Below are 23,324 nucleotides of genomic sequence, written 5' to 3'. Positions count from 1 at the left end.
TTGCATCAAAACCATAATTAAAACTAAGAAATGTCATCTTTTAACATAAATTGAACAGTATAATAAGTTAAAACGTTTAAATTGCGTGTAATCTTAAGCATTCAATCAATATAACATTCTAAATTCAATCATTATAAATATGGCAGCGTTAAAAGAAGGTGATCAGGCACCGGCAATTACATCAAAAGATCAAAACGGCATTGAAGTTTCTTTAAGCGATTATCAAGGCAAAACGGTTGTTCTGTATTTTTACCCTAAAGATGATACACCAGGCTGTACTGCCGAAGCTTGCGATTTCAGGGATAACTATCAGGGCTTACAAGCAAAAGGCATTGTGGTTTTAGGTGTTAGCGTTGATGACGAAAAATCGCACCAGAAGTTTGTTACCAAGCATAACTTACCATTTACCCTGCTTGCCGATACCGACCAGAAAATTGTAAACGACTACGGTGTTTGGGCAGAAAAAAACATGTACGGCAAAAAATACATGGGTACGGTACGTACCACTTTCATTATAGATGGCGATGGAAAAATTGCTCATATCATCAAAAAAGTTGACACAAAAAACTCAACACAACAAGTACTCGATTTAATTAATAACTAATTATGATATAGCGGGTAAAATATTACCTTTGCTATGTAACAACAACCTCTTATTTTAATGAAACATACAATTAAAGAGCTAGAAGATATTGCCTCTCAAATTAGAAGAGATATCGTAAGAATGGTTCACGGATGTCAATCAGGTCACCCAGGCGCTTCGCTTGGTTGTGCAGATTTTTTTACAGCTTTATATTTTGAAGTATTGAACCACAAAACAGACTTCACAATGGAAGGTGCTGGCGAAGATCTTTTCTTCCTTTCGAACGGACACATTTCTCCGGTATGGTACAGTACACTAGCTCATGCTGGTTATTTCGATAAAAGTGAACTGGCAACTTTCCGTAAACTGGATTCTAGATTACAAGGCCACCCCACTACCCATGAGCATTTACCAGGTATCCGTATTGCTTCAGGATCTTTAGGTCAGGGCTTATCAGTTGCTATTGGAGCAGCTTTAGCCAAAAAATTAAACGGTGATAAATCTCTCATCTTCGCCTTATTGGGTGATGGAGAATTACAGGAAGGACAAAACTGGGAAGCAGCAATGTTCGCCCCTTTTAATAAAGTAGATCATTTAATTGCATCTGTTGATTATAACGGACAGCAAATTGATGGTCCTACAAGTAAAGTTCTTGCCTTAGATGATTTACAAGCTAAATTCGAAGCTTTTGGCTGGCATGTAATCAATACCGATGGTAACGATATGAAAGCAATCGTTGAAGGCTTACATTATGCTAAAACACTAACCGGAAAAGGTAAACCAATTTTAAATTTAATGAGTACTCAAATGGGTGCTGGTGTAGATTATATGATGGGCACACATAAATGGCACGGTACAGCGCCTAATGATGAGCAGTTGGCAGCAGCGTTAGCGCAATTACCAGAAACTTTAGGGGACTATTAAACTAGATTTGAGACAATAGATATGAGATTTGAGACGAATTTTCGCCTGATCTCACGTCTAAAATCTCATATCTCATAGCTAAAAACAAAATGAAAAAATATACATATACAGAAAAAAAAGATACACGTTCGGGTTTTGGAGCTGGTTTACATGAGGCGGGAAAGAAAAACGAAAATGTGGTTGCATTATGTGCCGATTTAGTTGGATCGCTTAAAATGGATGCTTTTATTAAAGATTTCCCTGAGCGTTTTACACAGGTTGGTATTGCAGAAGCAAACATGATCGGTATTGCAGCTGGCATGACTATTGGTGGTAAAATTCCTTTTACAGGTACTTTTGCCAACTTTTCTACAGGCCGCGTCTACGACCAGATCCGCCAATCAGTAGCTTATTCTAATAAAAACGTTAAAATCTGTGCATCTCACGCAGGTTTAACCTTAGGCGAAGATGGTGCAACACACCAAATTTTAGAAGATATAGGTTTAATGAAAATGTTACCAGGAATGGTAGTAATCAATCCTTGCGATTACAACCAGACTAAAGCAGCAACTATGGCCATTGCAGAATACGAAGGCCCGGTTTATTTACGTTTTGGTCGTCCGGTAATCCCTGTGTTTACAGATCCAGATCAAAAATTTGAGATCGGTAAAGCATGGATGGTTAACGAAGGAACAGATGTTACCATTATTGCTACAGGCCATATGGTTTGGAAAGCGATCGAAGCCGGTGAGAAATTAGCTGAATTGGGTATCGATGCTGAAATTATCAATATCCACACCATTAAACCTTTAGATGACGAAGCCATCTTAAAATCAGTTAAAAAAACTGGTTGTGTGGTTACCTGCGAAGAGCATAATAAATTTGGTGGCTTAGGCGAAAGTGTAGCGCGTTTGTTAACTACAGAATTGCCAACACCACAAGAGTTTGTAGCCACTAACGATACTTTTGGCGAAAGCGGAACACCAGATCAATTAATGTCTAAATATGGCTTAGATGCTGTAAACATTGTTGAAGCTGTTCAAAAAGTAATTGGCAGAAAAAAATAAAATTTAAAATTTAACCACAAAGACACCAAGAACACCAAGCATAACCAAACCTTTGTGTACTTAGTGTCTTTGTGGTTTTATAATTATCATAAATGAAACAAGTTGAAGATTCAGAAATTCTTGCAATGTTCGCTGTTGAGCGCACGCGTAATGAAGCCTTTAACCTGTTGCTGAAAAAATATCAGCAAAAAATATACTGGCACATCCGCAGGCTGGTTTTAAACCACGATGATTGCGACGATCTTTTACAAGAAGTATTTGTTAAAGTCTGGAAAAACCTTGATAAATTTAGGAGCGATTCTCAGCTTTATACCTGGATTTACCGTATTGCCACCAACGAATCCATCACTTTCTTAAACAAACAAAAACAGCGGAACAATACACCTTTAGATGAAGTATCATCCGAGCTTGCCGATAACTTAGTTGCCTCATCTTATTTTAACGGCGATAAACTTGAGCTTAAACTGCAAAAAGCAATCCTTACCCTACCTGAAAAACAACGGATTATCTTCAACATGAAATATTTCGACGATATGAAATATGAAGAGATTTCTGAAGTGTTAGGTACCTCCGTAGGGGCTTTAAAAGCATCATTTCACATCGCTGTAAAAAAAATTGAAGCTTTTATTACAAATGATGAAATAGACTATTAAACCTTTTCACTTTAATTGTATCATATATCTGTGATGAACGAAAATATAGAAAATAACGATTGGATGAACGAAGCCCCAGCCCTTGCGGCAATGGGGAAACGCAATCCTTTCTCCGTTCCTGATGGATATTTCGAAAATTGTGATGAGGCTATTTTTTCTGCTGTCTTTTTAGATGGATTGAAACAGAAAACCAGTGACAATAATTTTGAAGTTCCGCAGAATTATTTTGAAGATTTAACAGAGCGCATACAAATCCGGATTGCCTTGTCTGAAATGCCTAAAGCAGAACAGGCCTTTACAGTACCCGAAAATTATTTCGACACACTGCAGCGTAGAATTGCCGATAGGATTGCAGCATCCGAACCTAAAAAGGAAGTCAAGATTATTCCGCTATGGAGACGGAATATTGTTAAATATGCAAGCGCAGCCTGTTTCTTATTAATCGCCTCGTTTGGTGTTTATTTTTACCAGAACGGCTCGACCACTGCGGTTCAGCAAGCACAATCTGCAGAAGCGATGAACGAACAGCTATTATATGATATTGACGAAAGTACAATCATCGATCATTTAGAAGCTCAGAACACAACATCATCTACCACAAAAACAACTTCTGTGTCAGATACAGAAATGGAAAACTACATCTTGAGTAATTTCTCATCAAGTGATTTATCTCAGGAACTAAATAATTAATACAGAAATGAAGAATTTACTTTTTGTTGCTTTAATGTTTTTATTACCCACAACCCTGTTGGCACAAAAACCAAAGGGAGAGGAAATAGAATCACTTAAAATAGCTTTTTTCACTCAAAAACTGGACCTATCATCAGAAGAGGCTAAAATTTTCTGGCCGATTTATAACGATATGCAGGCAGAGCAAAACGCCTTGCGCAAAGAACGCATGCAGAAAATGATCTCTTTTAGAAAAACAACTGAAATTGATAATCTAACCGATGCACAGGTGCAAAATTTAATTACCAGCGAATTCGACTTTAAGCAAAAAGACCTTAATCTTGATAAAAAATATTACAACAAACTTAAAGCGGTATTGCCGATAAAAATTGTTGGAAAGTTTTACCGCGCCCAGGAAGGTTTTAAAAGAGAGTTACTCAATAGATTTAAAGGCCGCCAAAAGCAATAAAGAAAGAGACTTACAGCAATGTAGGTCTTTTTTGTTTTAAAGCACTCTTTCATTTCCGTACTTTTGTGCCATGCTTACCCAACGTCAGTTGTTTTTACAACACAATGCACAAACCTCTCCTGAGCCGCTTATGCTCGAATTTGTAAAGGCAAAAGGAATTTACATTTACGATGCCCAAAACAAAAAACACATCGATCTTATTGCCGGTATCGGCGTAAGTAATGTTGGTCATTGCCATCCTTCGGTGGTGAAGGCCATTCAAGAGCAAGCAGAAACCTATATGCACCTGATGGTTTATGGCGAATATGTGCAAACGCCTCAAGTAAATTTTGCTAAAGCCCTTGCCGATATCCTACCCGAAAGCTTAAGCTGCACCTACTTTTTAAACTCAGGAACTGAAGCTGTAGAAGGTGCCATGAAACTAGCTAAACGTTATACTGGACGTAAAGGATTTATTGCCTGCAAAAATGCTTACCACGGGAGTACGCAGGGTGCCGAAAGTTTAATGGAAAGCGATTTCTATTCCTCCGGCTACGGCCCGTTCTTGCCACATGTAAGTTTTATCGAACATAATAACATTGCTGATCTCGAAAAAATCACCTCAGAAATTGCCGCTGTTTTTATCGAACCCATTCAGGGTGAAGCCGGAATCCAGGTAGCCGATTTAAGCTACATGCAGGCTTTGGGGACAAAATGCACAGAAACCGGAACTTTGTTAATCTTCGACGAAATACAATCTGGTTTCGGCCGCAGCGGCAAGATGTTTGCTTTCGAGCATTATAATGTTGTGCCCGATGTGCTGCTCCTAGCGAAGGGAATCGGTGGTGGAATGCCAATTGGGGCTTTTATAAGTTCACTAGAGATTATGTCGGTATTATCACATACCCCAATTTTGGGTCATATGACTACTTTTGGCGGTCATCCGGTTTGTTGTGCTGCTGGGTTGGCTACCTTACGTACCTTGGTTGATGATCATATTGTTGAAGAAGTAGAAGAAAAAGGACAATTGTTTAAACTGCTCCTTCAACATCCTGCCATTAAAGAAATTAGGGGAAAAGGTTTAATGCTGGCGGTTGAATTTGAAAATTTCGAGATCAATAAAAAAATCATTGATGCCTGCATTTTAGATGGTGTGTTATCAGACTGGTTTTTACATTGCAGCAATTCTATGCGCATTGCTCCTCCTTTAATTATTACAAAAGAAGAAATTGAAGAAGCTTGTGCGATCATCTTAAAAAATATTAACTTAGTTGCAGGGTAAAAGCAAAGCGCGTAGCGTAAAAAGCTGAGAGATTAAAACTAATAATTGTTAACTGAAATGAATGTACTAATCGTTGAAGATGAAAAAAGCCTGGCGCTTGAAATGGATGAATTCTTGAGCAAAGAAGGATTTATTGTAGAGCATGCCTGGAAAAAATCTTCTGCAGAAGAAAAAATATTTGTAAACAATTATGATTTCATTTTACTCGATTTAGGTTTACCAGATGGTGATGGTTTTGAAATTTTAAAACAGTTAAAAGCAATGAAAGATCGCGATGATGCTGTAATTATCTTAACCGCCCGTAGTGCTGTAGATGACCGGATTAAGGGGCTTGATGAAGGCGCAGACGATTATTTACCAAAACCATTTTCGCTAAATGAACTTTTAGCGCGCATGCATGCCATTACCCGTAGAAAACATAAGTTAGAGAAAAATGAAGTAAACATTCATAATTTTTTGCTCAATATCCAGAACAGGACCGTTTCATTTGGTGACGAAAGATTAAACCTCACCAAAAAGGAATTCGAAATATTTAACTATTTGGTGTTGAACAAAAACCGCGTGGTATCTAGAATGAGTTTAACTGAACACGTTTGGGGTGATATTTTAGAAGTCAATTCTGATTCCAACTTTGTTGATGTTCATGTTAAAAACCTGCGAAAAAAACTTGCAGCAGTGAGTGTAACAGATTGGTTTGAAACCGTAAGGAGTATTGGCTATAGGATTAATTGCTAAAGAGTCGGGAAGTGGGAAGTCAGAAGTTAAGCGTCCATCTACCAACGAACCAATGGCAATTGAACCAATGAACCATTAAATAAAATGAAGTTACAGGTTAAGTTTTCCTTATACAATGCAGTAACCAAAATCGCCATCATCTTGGTGTTGGGGGCTATCATTTTATTCTCGTTAGACAGACTTGCCTACAACCAACTTGATAACCGTTTAATCAAAAAGAAGAATAAAATCATCAAAAATTTAAATGATAATGAGATCGACAGCCTTTTAAACAAAGAACAATCATTTACCGACTACAATATTTTAAAGGAAGAATTTATTGTGTTAACGGATATACCCGACAATCAAAAAGATTCTACCGCGAAGGTATTTACCGAAAAAAGAGAGATAGAGGGCGATATTGAAGTATACCGCATTTTAAACTATAAATTCTCTTACCATACAAACTGGTACAACCTAGAAATTGGGGAAACGATGACAGCGCTCCAATCGATTAAAAATTCGATCCGCTTTTATATGCTCATTGTACTCGTTGCAGCGTTGCTCATAACCCTGGTTGCCGATTTTACCTTCTCTAACTTTTTACTCAAGCCATTTTATCGCATTATCGACAAAAAAATCAACTTGGTTGATGATCCTTCCCATTACAATTACCAGAATATCCCTACCAGTACCAGTGATTTTAAAATCCTTGATAATAGCATAAACTCTTTAATGCGTAAAATAAATACGCTTTTTGCTTTAGAAAAGCAGTTTATAGCTAACGTTTCGCATGAACTGCTTACCCCCATTTCAATTTTAAGTACGCGCTTCGAAAATATGCTCAACACACCAGATATTCCGGTAGAGCATGAAAACAAAATCTACGCCTCTTTAAAAACGTTAAACCGCTTAAAGGTAATTATCAACAGCTTATTGCTCATTTCGAAGGTAGAAAACAATCAGTATCTAAAAACCGAAGAAATTAGCCTCAAACAGGAAATCGATGATATATATGAAGATCTGGAAGATCGAATAGCAGATAAAAATATCAGTTATAATGCTCACCTTTCAAAGGATTTTCATTTTACTGGAAATAAAGCGCTGATACATACCCTTTTAATCAATATCATCAATAATGCAATAAAGTATAATATTGAAGGGGGTACCATTGCCATAACAGATAAAACCGAAGCTGAAAAATATATCCTCACCATCAGCGATACCGGATCTGGTATGAGCGTGGCACTTGTAGAACATGCTTTCGATCGGTTTAAAAGAGGAAATACCGAAGAAAACGGCTTTGGTCTGGGGCTGGCCATTGTGCAAAGTATAGCCCGGTTTCATAAAATAGAGATTGATATTAAATCTGACGAACACAAAGGAACCAGCATTTCGTTGTTTTTTTAAATGAAACTTCCCTGATAAGGCTATCACATAGCTCATATATTTAGGATAGCTTCATTTCCGATGTAAAGATGGGTACAGGTTAATGAATCTTTTTGGCAGGGGCTTTGCTTAATAATAAAAAAAGAATATATCCTAATGAAAAACATTATCCCAATACTAGGAGCAGCCGCTTTATTGATGGCATCTTGCCAGGGCGGCACGGCAAAAAAAACACAGGCTAAAATAGATTCCACAATAGTAACCAATGCAACAGGAGCAAGCCCCGACTCTATTCGGTGCTACCAATATATTAAAAACCGAGATACTGCCACCCTATCGTTAAAAACAGCGGATGATAAGGTAACAGGTACACTAGGTTATAATTTATACGAAAAAGATAAAAATGCGGGCACTATAGCCGGAATTGTTAAAGGCGATACCATAATTGCTAACTATACTTTTCAGTCTGAAGGCAAAACATCAATTAGGGAAGTGGCTTTTTTGAAAAAGGGTGATCAGTTAGCAGAGGGATTTGGCGATGTACAGGAAGTAAAAGGAGAAACCAAGTTCAAAGACCTAAGCAAACTAAAGTTTGATGAATTGATGACTTTTGACAAAATAGATTGTAAATAAATTCCGAAGAACCGTCAGTCCCAACTTGATTGGGAATCTTAATGCCTAACAAAAGTGCTTTAAGATTCCCGCATAAGCGAGAATGACGATTTCCTATAATTTGAGCTTTACTTAGTTACTGCTTCCTTCGCTGCTTTCGTCCATTCTTCGCTTAACTTAAGCATATAATCAGAGTATTTTTGTATTTCATTTGGCTTTAGCTTGCTTGCCCAGCCCGTTGCCTGATTTGCCCAAGCCGTGTATTTATCGCTTAATGCTTTAATTTCTGCAGCATTTTTACTTTTCACAGCTGCAACATATTCGTCTTTAAGTTTAGCATATTCAGCAAGCCCTTTGTTTACCTCTTCACTTGAGAAAGTTGGAACATCGGTTTTAACTGTTTCAGTTGTTTTTGTCGTTATTTTGGTAATGGTGTCTCCATTAGCGGAAATTTCACTAGAGTCTTTGGTTGTTTCCGTTTTTTTAGTGCTATCACACGAAACCAATGTAGAAGCCAATAAGCCTGCTGCAGCGATAGATAAGATGGTGTTTTTCATGACTAATTTGGTTTTAGTCCTGAACAGACGAAATATGATGCCAAATCATAAAAAATCCGATCAAATACTTAAATATTGTGACCGGATATCTTAATTATATTAAATATTGTTGTGCTATAAGTCTTCGAAGCGTTCCCAAAAACCATCAACAGGCAGCTTGGCAAATATATTTACGGGTTCTTTTTTAACCGGGTGTATAAACTGTAAACGGCGGGCATGTAGGCAAATGCTCCCTTTTCTGCTTCCGCGGGGATAGCCATATTTATTATCACCCATAATCGGGCACCCCATTGATGAGAGCTGAACCCTGATCTGGTGCGAACGTCCGGTTAAGGGATCTACCTCTAAGAGGTAATAATCGCCAACCTTCGCCTTTACTTTGTAAGAAAGCTCCGCACGCTGACTACCAGTAACCTCTGTATTATAATAGGAAACCACATTTTTCTGCGGGTTTTTAACCAGCCAATGGATCAATGTAGCCGACTCTTTCTCTGGCTTGTTCTTCACCACTGCCCAATAGGTTTTCTTTACTTCTCTATTTTTAAAAACGGCATTCATCCGTTCCAAAGCCTTACTTGTTTTAGCAAATAAGATTACGCCGCTCACCGGCCGATCTAAACGGTGTACCACCCCTAAAAAAGCACCATTGGGTTTATTGTACTTTTTAGCGATATACTTTTTTACCTGTTCATCCAAAGGCTCATCGCCGGTTTCATCAACCTGCACAATATCACCTGCCCTTTTATTAATGGCGATTAAATGGTTATCTTCAAAAAGGATGTCGTTATCGGTAATTGGCATCGGTTAGTTTATTGGTTCATTCGTCATTAGTTCACTTAACAAAGCAAATCGTCTATTGCAAAAGTCAATTGGTTAATTTGTTTAAAGTTGGATAGCTTATCTGCGCTTGAAAAAACCCCAAACTCAAAACGCCCAACCCCAAACTTAATACTGTTCTTTCTCGTTCGGAAAATCGTTTGCTTTTACATCACGAATGTACGATTGTGCTGCGCCCAAAATTTCATCGTATAAATTAATATACTGACGTAAAAAACGTGGTTTAAACCCTTTCGTTAAACCAATCATATCATTTACAACCAAAACCTGGCCGTCGCAGTCTTGTCCGGCACCAATACCAATAGTTGGGATATTCAAGCTTTCTGTAACTTCTTTACCTAAAGCAGCAGGAATTTTTTCTAATACGATAGCAAAACAGCCCGCAGCCTGTAAAGCCAAAACATCTGTTTTTAACTTATTTGCTTCTTCTTCTTCCTTAGCGCGGACTGTATATGTTCCGAATTTATAAATCGACTGAGGTGTTAAACCCAAATGCCCCATTACAGGTATTCCTGCTGTGATAATACGTTGAACCGATTCGATAATTTCTTCGCCGCCTTCCAATTTAACACCGTGGGCGCCCGATTCTTTCATAATCCTTATCGCTGAGTTCAAAGCTTCCTTTGAATTTCCCTGATAAGAGCCAAAAGGTAAATCGACAACAACAAAAGCACGTTTAACTGCTCTGATTACCGAGGCAGCATGGTAAATCATCTGATCTAGCGTAATAGGCAAAGTTGTTTCGTGACCAGCCATTACATTAGAAGCAGAATCACCTACAAGTAGAACGTCTAATCCTGCGTCATCTAAAATGGTAGCCATCGAGTAATCGTAGGCCGTTAACATAGATATTTTTTCACCACGTTGCTTCATTTCCTGTAAAGTGTGCGTGGTGATGCGTTTGATTTCTTTATGTACCGACATGGGATTTGTTTTGTGTTGCCAAAAGTATTGTTTTTTCTTTAAAAAGGTATAAGGTTTGAGGCATAAGGTTTATTGTTGAGCAACCTTACGCCCTACACCTTAAACCTTTCACCTTATTTCACTTTTCTCTTTACATTTCCAATCTAAAACTCTATCTTTGTACCCCGAAATGGAAGGGATATATTCATCTTTTTTTGCACCCAGCAAAAACGGCTTTAATGCCGAAAGCCATTCTTTTTTCAACTCTTTTTTAAATCAAAATCCATATTGTAATTACCATGACTAACTACACCAAGTTACCTGCGATTTTATTACTGGCCGATGGCACAGTTTTTTACGGCAAAGCGGCCGGAAAAATTGGCACCACTACTGGCGAAATTTGTTTTAATACCGGGATGACAGGTTACCAGGAAATTTTTACTGATCCAAGTTATTTTGGCCAGATAATGGTTACCACCAATGCGCATATTGGTAATTACGGTATCCACAAAGATGAAATCGAATCTGGTTCGATTAAAATTGCTGGTTTAGTCTGCAAAAATTACAACATCGTTTATAGCCGTAAAGAAGCAACAGAATCAATTCAGGATTATTTTCAGAACGACAACCTGGTTGCCATTTCTGATATCGACACACGTGCGTTGGTTCGCCACATTAGAGATAAAGGCGCAATGAATGCGATTATTTCTTCTGAGATTACGGATTTAGAAGAATTAAAACAAAAATTAGCCGAAGTACCTTCAATGGAAGGTCTAGAGCTTTCATCTAAAGTAAGTACAACCGAGCCTTATTTTTATGGCAACCCTGAAGCGAGCTTAAAAGTGGCGGCTTTAGATTTAGGTATCAAGAAAAATATTTTGCGCAGTTTCGAAAACCGCGATATCTACGTTCAGGTTTTCCCGGCGAAAACTACTTTTGCCGAAATGGAAAAATTCAGCCCTGATGGTTATTTCATTTCTAACGGTCCTGGCGATCCATCAGTGATGCCTTACGCCGTAGAAACAATCAAAGATATTCTAGCGGTAAATAAACCGATGTTCGGGATCTGTTTAGGTCACCAGTTATTGGCCGAAGCTAATGATATTGGCACCATGAAAATGTTTAACGGTCACCGTGGATTAAACCATCCGGTAAAAAACATTATCAAAAACCACTGCGAAGTTACCTCACAAAACCACGGTTTTGGTGTAATTCCTGATGAGGTTAGAAACTCTGATAAAGTAGAGATTACACACATTAACTTAAACGATAAATCAATAGAGGGTATCCGTGTTAAAGGCAAAAAGGCATTCTCGGTTCAGTATCACCCAGAGTCTTCACCAGGTCCACACGATTCGCGTTACTTATTCGACGATTTTGTTGATGTAATGAAGGGCGAATTAACCTGGTAAACTACAAGTCTTTTTATTAAAGCATTAAAACACTGCTCAATCGTATTGGCAGTGTTTTTTTATTTAAATTAGAACATGTTGAAAAACCTTTTTATTGCGTGTATTGCTGTTTCATTGTGTTTGTTCAGCTCCTGTATTTCCAGATTGTCGAGGCCAGCAATTACAGGCACTATATTGGATTATCAGAACAACCCTGTTGTTGGCTGTAAGGTGGGCGAAACCATTACAGATGCAAATGGTAAGTTTTATTTAAAAGAACTCCGTTATAGTAAATTTTTCATATCCGAAATCTTCATGATGGAAGCCCCTCCCCTTCACTTTTCTGAAATTATAAAAAAAGAAGGATTTTTGAGTTACAAAATAGAAGGACATAACCCTTTTGGTGGCGGACAGGGAAAGGGTGCAACTGCTAGCATCGACACGATTTACTTAAAAAGAATAAATGAAGTACTTAACGCTAAAGATTATATTTATGCGGACTGGAAATTTGTCGCGAATAAAAGCTTAGACACCCTCTATGGCACAAATGCCAATTTCAGACTTCAAAATTCAGTAACAAACAACAGGGAATTTATAGAGAAAATACAATATGGGTTAATCTATAAATTTAACGCGACAAAGAAACCAGACACCGCGTGGAGTACTGAATCATATGATCTAAAAACTACCTACCGGGTATCGCTTAAAACCAATGGAACCTTTACGGGGAAAAAGGTACGCGAATACCAAAACCCCTGGAAACACAGAATGGAATACGATCGCACTTATAGAGAATCGTATGTTATTCCTACCGACAGTATAAATACAAAAGGAAAGTTTAGTTTTCTAAAAGATCAAATTGTTTTCGGCGAAGCTTTTAACACGGCTAAAAACACTTATAAAATAGACTCGATAGATCGCGATGTGATCATTTTAACCAAAAAGAGCACCAATTAATGTTTTTACCTACTACAAACATCATTTTACCGACATTTTCGGTTATCCATCTACAAATTCATTCTCTATTCATTTAAAGCTGCTTACATTCGCAATATGGAAACAAAAAAAGCCATTATCAGCGTTAAAAACCTGGTAAAAAAATACGATGATTTCGTGGCCGTTCAAGGGCTTAGCTTTGAAGTTTACGAGCATGAGATTTTTGGTCTGCTTGGCCCTAATGGCGCCGGAAAAACCACTACCCTCGAAATTATTGAAACCCTAAGGGATAAAACCTCGGGCGAAATTATTGTTGATGGCTTTTCTGTCGACAAACAGCCGCAGGATATTAAACAGATTATCGGTGTACAGCTACAGGCAGCTGGTTATTATCCAAATCTGAATCTTATCGAACTGATCGAACTTTTTGCTGGTTTATATGGTGCCAGCATCAAACCGATGGAAATGCTGGAGAAAGTAAACCTTCAGGATAAGGCCAAAGCCAAATACAAAGCACTTTCTGGCGGCCAGAAACAGCGCTTCTCTATAGCAACTACATTAATCAACCAACCCAAAATTATTTTTTTGGATGAGCCCACTACAGGCTTAGACCCACAGGCCAGAAGAAATCTCTGGGATCTGATTACAGAAATCCGTAATGCAGGCACCACCGTTGTAATCACCACCCACTATATGGACGAGGCTGAACAACTTTGCGATCGCGTTGCTTTTGTAGAACGCGGACAGATTATCGCGCTGGATACTCCTGATAATTTAATAGATAAATTAGTGAGCAGTGGTTTTGAGCGCAAAAAAGAGGTTAAAAAGGCCAATCTGGAAGATGTTTTCATCAACCTTACCGGCCAGGAATGGAGAGAATAAGCCCCCACCCCCTAAAGGGGAGCTTTAAACTAGTGCTAATACATTTTTTAAAAAACAAAATCCAGCAGAACTAATATGCAAAAAGATATACACGAAAGAAATTCAGACTCCCCTTCAGGGGCTGGGGGTTACAATAACCTTACAGCAACCCTTGCCCTTGCCAAAGCGAGTTTCCGGTCAATTATGCGGAGCCCATCGGCAGTGGTATTTACGCTTGCTTTTCCTTTGATATTTATTTTAGTCTTCGGATTTTTAGGTGGTGGAGGAACACGCATCGATGTGGGAGTAACACCAGGCGCTGATGTAAACAACCCGGTAATGGGCATGTTGGAAAAAACAGGAATGATCCGCCTGGTTAAAGATAAATCGAAAGCTGAGTTTGATAAACTGTTAGAAAAAGGCAATGTTGATGCCATGATTGATGTTCACAGAAAAGTCAATTCAGCTGCTTATTCGGTCAACGTAGTTTACACCTCCGCATCAAGAGATAAAGGCGGGATTTTAAAATCGGTTTTAAACAATATTTTTTACGATAAAACATTAAAACCAACAGTAGCAGAAATAAAAGAAAGCACCATTACAGGCCGTGAATATAAAACCATCGATTTTATACTTCCTGGGCAGTTAGGTTTCTCGCTATTAAGCACGGGTGTTTTCGGAACTGCATTCGTTTTTTTAAGTCTGCGCCAAACCCTGGTTATTAAACGCTTTTTTGCAACACCAGTAAGGCGTTCAAGCATTGTAATCGGCGAAGGTATTGCCCGCATTGGTTTTGCCTTAATTGGTGCGTTGTTTATCATTTTGATAGGTCATTTCTTTTTTGGCTTTACACTGGTCCATGGTGCGCTCACCGTCGTCAATATGCTCATGCTGGCTACACTTGGTGTGATTGTTTTTATGGGCTTTGGTTTTATCATTTCAGGCATTGCCAAAAGCGAAAGTATGGTACCTCCAATATCAAACATTATTACCCTGCCACAGTTTTTATTATCGGGAACATTCTTTTCCATTGAGGCTTTCCCAAGTTGGTTACAGCCGATTAGCAGAGCCTTACCACTCACCTATTTAAACGATGCCATGCGCAAAGTAGCTTTTGAAGGGTTAGGTTTGTGGGACGTTAAATTCCAAATTATGATCCTATTACTTTGGGGCATTGGTATTTATGCCGTTGCGGTAAAAGTATTTAAATGGGAATAATTAAATAAAGAAGGTTTTTAAATGGTAGCAAATCTGCTATCATTTTTTGGATAAAATCTTTAATATCGGATAAGTAAATTTTTATATCCAACCGATATTTATTATATTTGGGTGTGTGGGAATTCGATTTAAGCAATTTAGAAGAACTACTACCTCAATTAGATAGGTTGTACGAAAAAAAGGCCAGGCTGGAAACCTCAAGGCCACTGCCTAATAGCGCGCTACACCGTATCAAAGAAGACCTCACCTTAGAATGGACTTACAACTCCAATAGCATAGAAGGAAACACTTTAAGCCTCAAAGAAACCCAAATGGTTTTACAGGAAGGTATGACCGTTAAAGGGAAATCACTGAGAGAGCATTTTGAAGCCTATAACCACGAAAAAGCCATCGATTACCTCTATACCATAGTCAATAAGAACTACGCGCTTAGAAATATCGATATTTTGTCGCTTCATGGCTTAGTGCTCAGGAGCATTGAAGATGATTATGCAGGCCGTCTAAGAAACGGCGGTGTTCGTATTGTTGGTGCAAATTTTACCCCGCCCAACGCTAACAAAGTTTCTGATCTATTGGATGAATTAGTTGGCTTCGTTAATGATAATCCTTTAGGCTTAAATGACATTTTACTGTCTACCATTTTTCATCATAAATTGGTTTGGATTCATCCTTTTTTTGATGGAAATGGCCGTACGGTGAGGCTTGCCATGAATTTACTGCTCATGCGCAAAGGCTTCCCACCAGCTATTATCCTCAAAAACGACAGAAAGAAATACTACGAAGCACTTAACCAAGCCAACAAGGGCAATTACCATAAGCTTTGTTTGTTAATGTTGCAGGCCCTGGAGCGCTCGTTAAACATCTATATAAATGCATTGCCAGGAAACACCTACGGAGATTACGAACTAATATCGCATATTGTTTCAGAACCTGATGTTCCATATGGACAAGAGTACGTGAGTTTGTTAGCGAGGCAGGGTAAAATAGATGCTTACAAAGAAGGTAGAGATTGGCTTACCACAAAATCGGCAGTTCAAAGCTATATCAAAACACGAAAAAGAAAACGTTAACCTTTTTTAACTTTTTACAGACTGATATTGATGTAATTTTACCGAAAAACATTTAATGAAAAGCTTGATTATCTTTTGCAGTATTTTATTGATTGCCAATACTTCAAAAGCACAGTTTAAATTCTTAGCTAATAACAGCTCTGACCAATACAAGGCCAAAATTTTTGTTGATAAATGCGAAGGTAATGCTTGTAGCGGAAAAGCTACAATTATTATTTACGATAAGGCCACAGATAGAGAAGTAGACACCTTCCATTCTGAAGATTTGGATTTTGGCTTAACTGAAACCCAGAATGCCAAACTTGGATGGCTCGATCTGGGCAAATACCAAACACCTCTAATTTTTGGTGATTTTAATTTTGACGGCTCTGAAGATATTGCGATAAGAAACGGTAATAATGGCGCTTATGCCAGTCCATCTTACAACATTTATTTATCATCAAAAGAAAACAAGTTTCTACTGAATAAAGAACTTACTAAAATGGCAAGCGAAAACCTGGGCATGTTCGATATTGATAAAAAAACAAAGCAGGTTTCTATTCATCAAAAAGATGGATGCTGTTTTGACAAAACCATCAATTATAAATATGATACTAAAAATGTGCTTTACGAAGATTCATCGGTAATTGAAGATTCGAGTATTGCAGATAATGTTACGGTGATTATGCAAAAACTTGTTGATGGAAAAATAAAAAGAACTGTGCAAAAATTTAAGATGAAAGATTATTACAATCAATAAGTCGAATTTTTAACCACAGGTACACACAGATAAACACGGACTTCTGCGTTTGTTCGCTTTTTATTTTTTTCTGGTGGTCGCGTCGAGTTACGACATACCAATAAGTTTATTTTTTAGTGTCTTAGCGGGATGCTAAGATCATATTGTGGTGTTATGACCGAGAGTCGTCACCCTGAATTTATTTCTGGGTCTATATTGCAAGAAAGATGCTGAAATAAATTCAGCATGACGATCGCCTTATACAAATTAATGGATTTAAAGTGCGGCTTTTACCAAAAATGGCAATATTTCTTTCTGGAAACTTACAAAGTTCTTACGAACGTCAGAATCGCTAACAGAGGTAAATGCAAATGAAAACACTATGCTCTTACTGGCTTTTAGCAGAAAGGCCAATCCTTCTCTTCTGGCAGGATTATTCTTAAAGTTATCCAATTGCAGGTAAGCAGCTAATAATAAAGCTTCAAGCTGATCTGACAAATGTTTTAAGAATTCCTGTGAGTTTGCATTTTCACGAACAAAATCCCACCCGATAAATTCGTTACACGCCGTAAAAGATAAACGGCTGGTTTTCATCACCAATGCTTTTAAATGTTCTTCTTCTGATGCATAGCTTAATTTATTATGCAGGATTTCGTGAAGATTCTGATCAAGGTAATCCATTAGGATACTATCCAGCACCTGTTCTTTACTTTCGAAATATTTGTAAATTGTTGCTTTGGCAATACGCGCCTTTTTAGCAATTTCGTTTACACTGGTTTTATGATAACCGTATTTTCTAAATAGTTCTTTGGCAGCCTTTTTTACTGTTTCTTTTATTTTTTCAGCTTCCATTTTAATTGCTTACGTGTAATAGTGTATTGCCCTGCAACGAAATATTGTATGCTTTTAAGCTTCTTTCGGCGGGTGCCTTTTGTGGACTTCCGTCAAGCAGTGAAAATTTTGCGCCCGAACATGGATCGGTTGCGGTAAACCCACTGTCATCAGGCACTACTTTACAAATTTTCTCTGGATTTACGGTACTGCAACGATCAAATACGACATAATTGTTGGATGATATCCTCACAATAATTAAACCGCCAACACCCCGGTCATCAACTAACATAACATTATCTTTTTGTTTAATGGAAAACTCTTGAAGTGTTACATTATAATTTACCGGCACATCAGGAATGTAACCTTCATCTTTACCACAAGCTGTGGCAATCAAGAGTACAAACAATATGCTATATAAATACTTCATCATTAAATTAAAGCAGATTTAAATTGCTTCAAGAAACGTACATCGTTTTCAGAGAACAAACGCAGATCTTTAATTTCGTATTTCAGGTTGGTAATACGTTCTATTCCCATTCCAAATGCAAAACCGCTGTATTTTTTCGAATCGATACCACAATTTTCCAAAACATTGGGATCTACCATACCGCAGCCCAAAATCTCTACCCAACCGCTGTATTTACAAAATTGGCAACCTGCTCCTTTACAAATGGTACATGAAATATCCATCTCTGCAGATGGCTCTGTAAAAGGAAAATATGATGGACGGAAACGCACTTTTGTACCTTCTCCGTATAATTCCTGAACGAAATAAAATAAAGTTTGCTTTAAATCGGCAAATGAAACATTTTCATCAACATACAAACCTTCTACCTGATGAAAAAAGCAGTGTGCACGTGCAGAAATAGCCTCGTTACGGTAAACGCGGCCTGGCATAATTGCCCTGAACGGCGGTTGGCCCTGCTCCATCATGCGTACCTGAACGGAAGAAGTATGCGTACGCAGTGCGATATCGCCTTTTTCTCCACCCTTTTTTATGAAGAAAGTATCTTGCATATCTCTTGCAGGATGCTCTTCGGGGAAGTTCAGTGCAGAGAAGTTATGCCAATCATCTTCAATTTCAGGACCTTCTGCTACTGTAAAACCAAGTTTAGCAAAAATCTCTACAATTTCACGGCGCACTAAAGCTAAAGGATGGCGTGAGCCAATCTCGAAACCTTCACCGGGTAAAGTTAAATCCTGTTGCGCGTTTTCAGTTTTCACCTCAGCACTTTCCGTAGATTCTTTTAAGGTGAGGTATTTTGATTCGGCAAGTTGCTTAAACTCATTTAAAACTTTACCTAACGATCTTTTTTCTTCAACAGAAACAGATTTGAATTCGTCGAAAATCTCTTTGATTACGCCTTTACTTCCTAAATATTTGATGCGGAATTGCTCTAACTCGTCTGCTTTTTCAGTTACGAAAGCATTAATTTTATCGGTATATTGTGTTATTTTGTCCTGTAACATGGCTTCAAATATACGGCAAATTATCCAATAATTTTAGGGGTAATGAGTTCAAATAATCTGTTTACAATACCATTATAAAAGAAAATGAACCGATAACTATAAAAGCCGCTTAAGCGGCTTTTATAGTTATCGTAGATATATAGGTTTTAAATTACACCCAATTCTTTTCCTACCTTAGTAAATGCGGCAATCGCTTTATCTAAGTGATGTTGCTCATGTCCGGCTGATAATTGTACACGGATTCTCGCTTTACCTTGAGGCACAACAGGATAAAAGAACCCGATTACATAAATACCTTCTTCTAACATTTTAGCAGCAAATTGTTGTGCAATTTTTGCATCGTACAACATTACCGGAACAATTGGATGGAAACCTGGTTTAATATCGAAACCAGCTGCAGTCATTTTTTCACGGAAATACTTCGTATTATTTTCTAATTTATCTCTTAACGACGTGGTTTCACTTAACATATCTAATACTGCGATAGATGCACCTGCAATTGCTGGTGCTAAGGTATTAGAGAACAAATAAGGACGTGAACGTTGACGTAACATATCAACGATTTCTTTTTTACCTGAAGTAAAACCGCCAGATGCACCACCTAAAGCTTTACCTAAAGTACCGGTAATGATATCGATACGATCCATTACGCTGAAGTGTTCGTGTGTTCCGCGGCCATTTTTACCGATAAAACCTGTACAGTGCGATTCATCGATCATAATCAAGGCCTCATATTTATCGGCCAGATCTGCAATTTTATCCAGCGGAGCAACCGATCCATCCATAGAGAAGGCACCATCGGTAACAATGATTCTATGTCTGCAATCTTTGGCAGCAATCAACTGTTTTTCCAGATCTTCCATATCTGCATTTTTATAACGAAAACGTTGTGCTTTACACAACCGAACACCGTCGATAATTGATGCATGATTTAATTCATCAGAAATAATGGCGTCTTCTGCATTAAATAATGGCTCAAAAACACCGCCATTGGCATCAAATGCAGCAGCATACAAAATGGTATCTTCTGTACCTAAAAATTTAGAAATTTTAGCTTCCAATTCTTTGTGTACATCTTGTGTGCCACAGATAAAACGTACCGAAGACATTCCATAACCATGATCGTCGATCGCTTTTTTAGCCGCTTCTATCACCTTTGGATGAGAAGAGAGCCCTAAATAATTATTTGCGCAAAAGTTAACTACTTCAGCACCGCCACTTACTTTAATGTCGGCACCCTGAGGGGTAATAATAATTCTTTCGCGTTTAAATAATCCAGCGTTTTCGATTTCTTCAAGTTCTTTCTGAAGAACAGGTTGTAATGTTTTATACATGGCCTTTTTATATGGTTAATTTTACGCCCAAAGTTATAAAAAAAAGTCTTTACAGACCTAAAAAGGCAATTTTAACAACATACTTTAGAGACAAACGTTTGATTAGTTGGCTAATGGTGATTAGGTTTATATTATTCTGAAAAAAATTAATATTATCCCATTTTTTTTTCAACTTAACAAACTTTAACACATGCCTATATGTATAGTCTTAAAAGTTATTCGATATTTATAGCTTACTAATCTAATTTATGATAAGAATTTGCGCGCTCCTATTTTTTTGTGGCCTCACCAATTTTGTTTTTGCTCAACAATTTACCATCACGGGTATAGTTAAAGATACCAACGGGCAGCCTGTTCCTTTTGCATCGGTTTATTTAAAAAACACCACTACCGGCACATCTGCAAATGTTGATGGGAGATATTCGATGAAGCTAAAAACGGGAGAATACACACTAAATTTTAGGGCTGTGGGCTACAAACAGCAGGAACATATCATCAACCTTACCGACGATATTTCGCTCAACGTAACCCTAACATCCGAAAGTTATACTTTAGAAAATGTAAACATCAGGGCAAATGCCGAAGATCCGGCTTATGCCATTATCCGCAAGGCCATTAATCAGAGAAAAACACATTTAAATGAAGTTAAGGAATTTAGCTGTGATGTTTATATCAAAGGCGTGCAACGTTTAAGAGGTGCCCCTAAAAAGTTCTTTGGCCGGGATATTCAAAAAATTTTAGAGCTTGATACGAACAGAAAGGGCATCATTTATTTATCAGAATCACAGAGTAAGTTCAATTTCAGAAGGCCTAATGATGTTCATGAGGAGATGATTTCATCAAAAGTTGCGGGAAGAAACAATTCTTTTAGTTTTAACAAAGCATCTGATCTTATCATTAATTTTTACGATAATTATCTGCTTGAAAACAAATTAAGTGCGAGGGGTTTCATCTCTCCAATTGCAGATAATGCCTTATTTTATTATAAATACAAATTACTTGGCGAAACCAAAGAAAATGGAGAATTGATCCACAAAATCCAGGTTATTCCCCGCCGTGAAAATGATCCAGTATTTAGAGGGATCATCTATATTATTGATGACAGTTGGAGAATATATAATACTGATGTTTACCTAACCAAAAACGCTGGGATCAATTTTATAGATACCTTAAACATCAGTCAGCAGTTTACCAAGGTTAAGGATATTTATATGCCTACCGCTATTAATTTTCAATTTGCAGGGAACGTACTGGGCTTTAAAATTGCAGGTTATTATGTAGGTATTTATAGCAATTACAATGTTGACCCTAAGTTTCCTAAAAACTTTTTCAATGGCGAAATATTGAAAATAACTGAAATGGTGAACAAAAAAGACTCTACCTACTGGACAAACAATAGGCCGATTCCTTTAACAGGTGATGAAAAGCTTAATTACGTTAAAAAAGATAGTATTGCTAAATTAAAGGAATCGAAAAAGTATCTCGATTCACTTGAAAAAGACAACAATAAGTTTGGTATCGGCAAATTGCTGTTAAGAGGATATAGTGTTAACGATCGCTATGATAAGGAATACTGGTCTTTCGATCCGGTACTTAAAGCCATATTTTACAACACTGTAGAAGGTTTTGCGGTAAAATATGCGGTTACGTACAGAAAGGATTTCGAGAATAGAAGATCTTATTCTATCCGGCCCGAACTGAGGTATGGTTTTGCCAACCAAAAACTTACCGGAAGTTTAACCGGAAGTTACTATTACAATCCGCTTAAAAGGGCCAGTATAGGTGCATCGTTCGGAAATGGCATTTTTGACCTAAACAATCTGGGCTCAATGACTGCACTAGGCAATACCATTAACTCGTTACTTTACGAAAAAAACTTCTCGAAATTTTATGAGAAGAGTTTTATTAACATTAATACAACCAGAGAACTGGCAAGCGGCCTTCAGGGAAGTGTAAGTGTAGATTATAGTAGAAACAAAAATTTAAGTAATAACTCAACATTCAAGTTTATTGATGCAAAGGACAGGGAGTTTACTTCGAACAATCCATTTAGTCCGGCAACAGAAACACCACTTTTCCCAACCTACAACTCGTTTAGTGCAACTGCAAGCTTAACTTATACTATTGGACAGAAATACATTACCCGTCCGGATGGCAAGTTTTACACCGAATCTAAATTCCCAAAGATGACTTTATTGTATAAAAAAGGGTTTAAAGGCGTGTTAAACAGTGATGTTGATTATGATTTTGTAAAACTTGAGGTTTCTCAGGATAGGATCGGATTGGGATTATGGGGTTATACTTCATTTTTAGCAGGTGTAGGCAAATTTCTTAATAATGATAAAATGTATTACCCTGACTTTAAACATTTCGCAGGTAACATCTCTACCATCTTCCCTCCTAATTTGCGGAAGTTTCAATATTTAGATTTTTACCAGTTCAGTACTAATCAACAATATTTCGAAGCGCATTTAGAGCATAATTTCGCAGGCTTTTTCATGAATAAGGTTCCGTTATTACGTAAGGCTAAGTTGGAAGAATTTATTGGAGGTGGTTATCTGTCTTCTCCTGAAAAGCGAAATTATAAAGAATTTTATTTTGGTATCCAACGTTTGGTGTTAAGAGCCAGTTATGGCTTCGCGTACGATGGTGCCCGCAAATTAACACAAGGATTTAGAATAGCTTACACCTTATAATAAGGTTTAAGGCGTAGGGTATAAGGCGTAAGGTATACTCAGCCAATTTTGGCTGTTTTCCTAAAAAGGGAAGATTCTGAAATCAGGAGTTAAAAACCTTCCACCTTACCTTCTACCTTCTACTTTTTTTCACTATCTTTGCCCCGCTTTAAACGCCGTTTGCAACGGTATCAACAGCG

24 protein-coding genes are annotated in these 23,324 nt (G+C 37.6%); 17 read left to right on the top strand and 7 right to left on the bottom strand.

Features of this window, described 5'->3' with window-relative positions; all coding sequences use genetic code 11:
- The first annotated feature begins 139 nt into the window (after positions 1 to 139).
- The 10 genes from bcp to J7E57_RS19850 all read left to right on the top strand — a co-directional run bounded on the left by bcp (position 140) and on the right by J7E57_RS19850 (position 8,341).
- Positions 140 to 604: a thioredoxin-dependent thiol peroxidase gene (bcp, locus tag J7E57_RS19895; protein WP_215131265.1), complete on the top strand. Its 465-nt coding sequence runs from the start codon at positions 140 to 142 to the stop codon at positions 602 to 604.
- Between the two features lie 57 nt (positions 605 to 661).
- Positions 662 to 1,507, top strand: coding sequence for a transketolase (locus tag J7E57_RS19890; RefSeq protein WP_215131266.1), 846 nt, complete (start codon positions 662 to 664; stop codon positions 1,505 to 1,507).
- Positions 1,508 to 1,596: 89 nt separating this feature from the next.
- Positions 1,597 to 2,553: a transketolase family protein gene (locus tag J7E57_RS19885; RefSeq protein ID WP_029274068.1), complete on the top strand. Its 957-nt coding sequence runs from the start codon at positions 1,597 to 1,599 to the stop codon at positions 2,551 to 2,553.
- A gap of 92 nt (positions 2,554 to 2,645) precedes the next feature.
- Entirely contained in the window at positions 2,646 to 3,206 is a 561-nt protein-coding gene (locus tag J7E57_RS19880) for an RNA polymerase sigma factor (RefSeq protein WP_215131268.1), read from the top strand.
- Positions 3,207 to 3,239: 33 nt separating this feature from the next.
- Complete coding sequence (locus J7E57_RS19875; protein WP_215131270.1) at positions 3,240 to 3,896, top strand: hypothetical protein; 657 nt, start codon at positions 3,240 to 3,242, stop codon at positions 3,894 to 3,896.
- Between the two features lie 7 nt (positions 3,897 to 3,903).
- On the top strand, positions 3,904 to 4,344 hold the full coding sequence (locus J7E57_RS19870) for a hypothetical protein (RefSeq protein WP_215131272.1): 441 nt from the start codon (positions 3,904 to 3,906) through the stop codon (positions 4,342 to 4,344).
- A 70-nt stretch (positions 4,345 to 4,414) separates the two neighbouring features.
- A complete protein-coding gene (locus J7E57_RS19865) occupies positions 4,415 to 5,605 on the top strand; it encodes an aspartate aminotransferase family protein (RefSeq protein WP_215131274.1) in 1,191 nt (396 codons plus the stop codon).
- Between the two features lie 57 nt (positions 5,606 to 5,662).
- The gene (locus J7E57_RS19860; protein WP_215131276.1) at positions 5,663 to 6,340 is read left to right on the top strand and encodes a response regulator transcription factor; all 678 of its coding nucleotides are present in this window, start codon (positions 5,663 to 5,665) and stop codon (positions 6,338 to 6,340) included.
- Between the two features lie 84 nt (positions 6,341 to 6,424).
- Positions 6,425 to 7,729: a sensor histidine kinase gene (locus J7E57_RS19855; RefSeq protein ID WP_215131278.1), complete on the top strand. Its 1,305-nt coding sequence runs from the start codon at positions 6,425 to 6,427 to the stop codon at positions 7,727 to 7,729.
- Positions 7,730 to 7,864: 135 nt separating this feature from the next.
- Positions 7,865 to 8,341: a hypothetical protein gene (locus J7E57_RS19850; protein WP_215131280.1), complete on the top strand. Its 477-nt coding sequence runs from the start codon at positions 7,865 to 7,867 to the stop codon at positions 8,339 to 8,341.
- A gap of 107 nt (positions 8,342 to 8,448) precedes the next feature.
- Here J7E57_RS19850 and J7E57_RS19845 read toward each other — a convergent pair whose 3' ends face one another.
- The 3 genes from J7E57_RS19845 to panB form a co-directional block, all read right to left on the bottom strand.
- Positions 8,449 to 8,877, bottom strand: a complete 429-nt coding sequence (locus J7E57_RS19845) for a hypothetical protein (RefSeq protein ID WP_215131282.1) — start codon at positions 8,875 to 8,877, stop codon at positions 8,449 to 8,451.
- 114 nt (positions 8,878 to 8,991) lie between these two features.
- Entirely contained in the window at positions 8,992 to 9,678 is a 687-nt protein-coding gene (locus tag J7E57_RS19840) for an RluA family pseudouridine synthase (RefSeq protein WP_108198402.1), read from the bottom strand.
- A 144-nt stretch (positions 9,679 to 9,822) separates the two neighbouring features.
- Entirely contained in the window at positions 9,823 to 10,638 is an 816-nt protein-coding gene (gene panB, locus J7E57_RS19835; RefSeq protein WP_057932746.1) for a 3-methyl-2-oxobutanoate hydroxymethyltransferase, read from the bottom strand.
- A 278-nt stretch (positions 10,639 to 10,916) separates the two neighbouring features.
- Here panB and carA point away from each other — a divergent pair, with 278 nt between their 5' ends.
- From carA to J7E57_RS19805, 6 genes are all read left to right on the top strand, one after another.
- Positions 10,917 to 12,029: a glutamine-hydrolyzing carbamoyl-phosphate synthase small subunit gene (gene carA / locus J7E57_RS19830; protein ID WP_215131284.1), complete on the top strand. Its 1,113-nt coding sequence runs from the start codon at positions 10,917 to 10,919 to the stop codon at positions 12,027 to 12,029.
- Positions 12,030 to 12,104: 75 nt separating this feature from the next.
- Positions 12,105 to 12,965, top strand: coding sequence for a hypothetical protein (locus J7E57_RS19825; protein ID WP_215131286.1), 861 nt, complete (start codon positions 12,105 to 12,107; stop codon positions 12,963 to 12,965).
- Between the two features lie 96 nt (positions 12,966 to 13,061).
- Complete coding sequence (locus tag J7E57_RS19820) at positions 13,062 to 13,826, top strand: ABC transporter ATP-binding protein (RefSeq protein WP_215131288.1); 765 nt, start codon at positions 13,062 to 13,064, stop codon at positions 13,824 to 13,826.
- Between the two features lie 75 nt (positions 13,827 to 13,901).
- Complete coding sequence (locus J7E57_RS19815; RefSeq protein WP_215131290.1) at positions 13,902 to 15,023, top strand: ABC transporter permease; 1,122 nt, start codon at positions 13,902 to 13,904, stop codon at positions 15,021 to 15,023.
- A gap of 113 nt (positions 15,024 to 15,136) precedes the next feature.
- Positions 15,137 to 16,093 (top strand): Fic family protein, encoded by a 957-nt coding sequence (locus J7E57_RS19810; protein ID WP_215131292.1) that lies wholly within the window; start codon positions 15,137 to 15,139, stop codon positions 16,091 to 16,093.
- A gap of 55 nt (positions 16,094 to 16,148) precedes the next feature.
- Positions 16,149 to 16,832: an XAC2610-related protein gene (locus tag J7E57_RS19805; protein ID WP_215131294.1), complete on the top strand. Its 684-nt coding sequence runs from the start codon at positions 16,149 to 16,151 to the stop codon at positions 16,830 to 16,832.
- Positions 16,833 to 17,087: 255 nt separating this feature from the next.
- On the opposite strand, the gene J7E57_RS19800 is transcribed toward J7E57_RS19805, so the two are convergent.
- From J7E57_RS19800 to kbl, 4 genes are all read right to left on the bottom strand, one after another.
- Complete coding sequence (locus tag J7E57_RS19800; RefSeq protein ID WP_029274048.1) at positions 17,088 to 17,663, bottom strand: TetR/AcrR family transcriptional regulator; 576 nt, start codon at positions 17,661 to 17,663, stop codon at positions 17,088 to 17,090.
- A gap of 1 nt (position 17,664) precedes the next feature.
- On the bottom strand, positions 17,665 to 18,075 hold the full coding sequence (locus tag J7E57_RS19795) for a hypothetical protein (protein ID WP_215131296.1): 411 nt from the start codon (positions 18,073 to 18,075) through the stop codon (positions 17,665 to 17,667).
- A complete protein-coding gene (gene pheS, locus J7E57_RS19790; protein WP_215131298.1) occupies positions 18,075 to 19,115 on the bottom strand; it encodes a phenylalanine--tRNA ligase subunit alpha in 1,041 nt (346 codons plus the stop codon). The genes J7E57_RS19795 and pheS overlap by 1 nt, the downstream gene beginning before the upstream one ends.
- 146 nt (positions 19,116 to 19,261) lie before the next feature.
- Positions 19,262 to 20,449 (bottom strand): glycine C-acetyltransferase, encoded by a 1,188-nt coding sequence (gene kbl / locus J7E57_RS19785; RefSeq protein ID WP_215131300.1) that lies wholly within the window; start codon positions 20,447 to 20,449, stop codon positions 19,262 to 19,264.
- A gap of 248 nt (positions 20,450 to 20,697) precedes the next feature.
- Here kbl and J7E57_RS19780 point away from each other — a divergent pair, with 248 nt between their 5' ends.
- Positions 20,698 to 23,145, top strand: a complete 2,448-nt coding sequence (locus tag J7E57_RS19780; RefSeq protein WP_215131302.1) for a DUF5686 and carboxypeptidase regulatory-like domain-containing protein — start codon at positions 20,698 to 20,700, stop codon at positions 23,143 to 23,145.
- Positions 23,146 to 23,324: the final 179 nt, after the last annotated feature.

The organism is Pedobacter sp. ISL-64, from assembly GCF_018613605.1.
GTDB lineage: Bacteria > Bacteroidota > Bacteroidia > Sphingobacteriales > Sphingobacteriaceae > Pedobacter.
The sequence above is the reverse complement of the archived record's forward strand: the minus strand, read 5'-3'. Positions and strand labels throughout refer to the sequence as shown.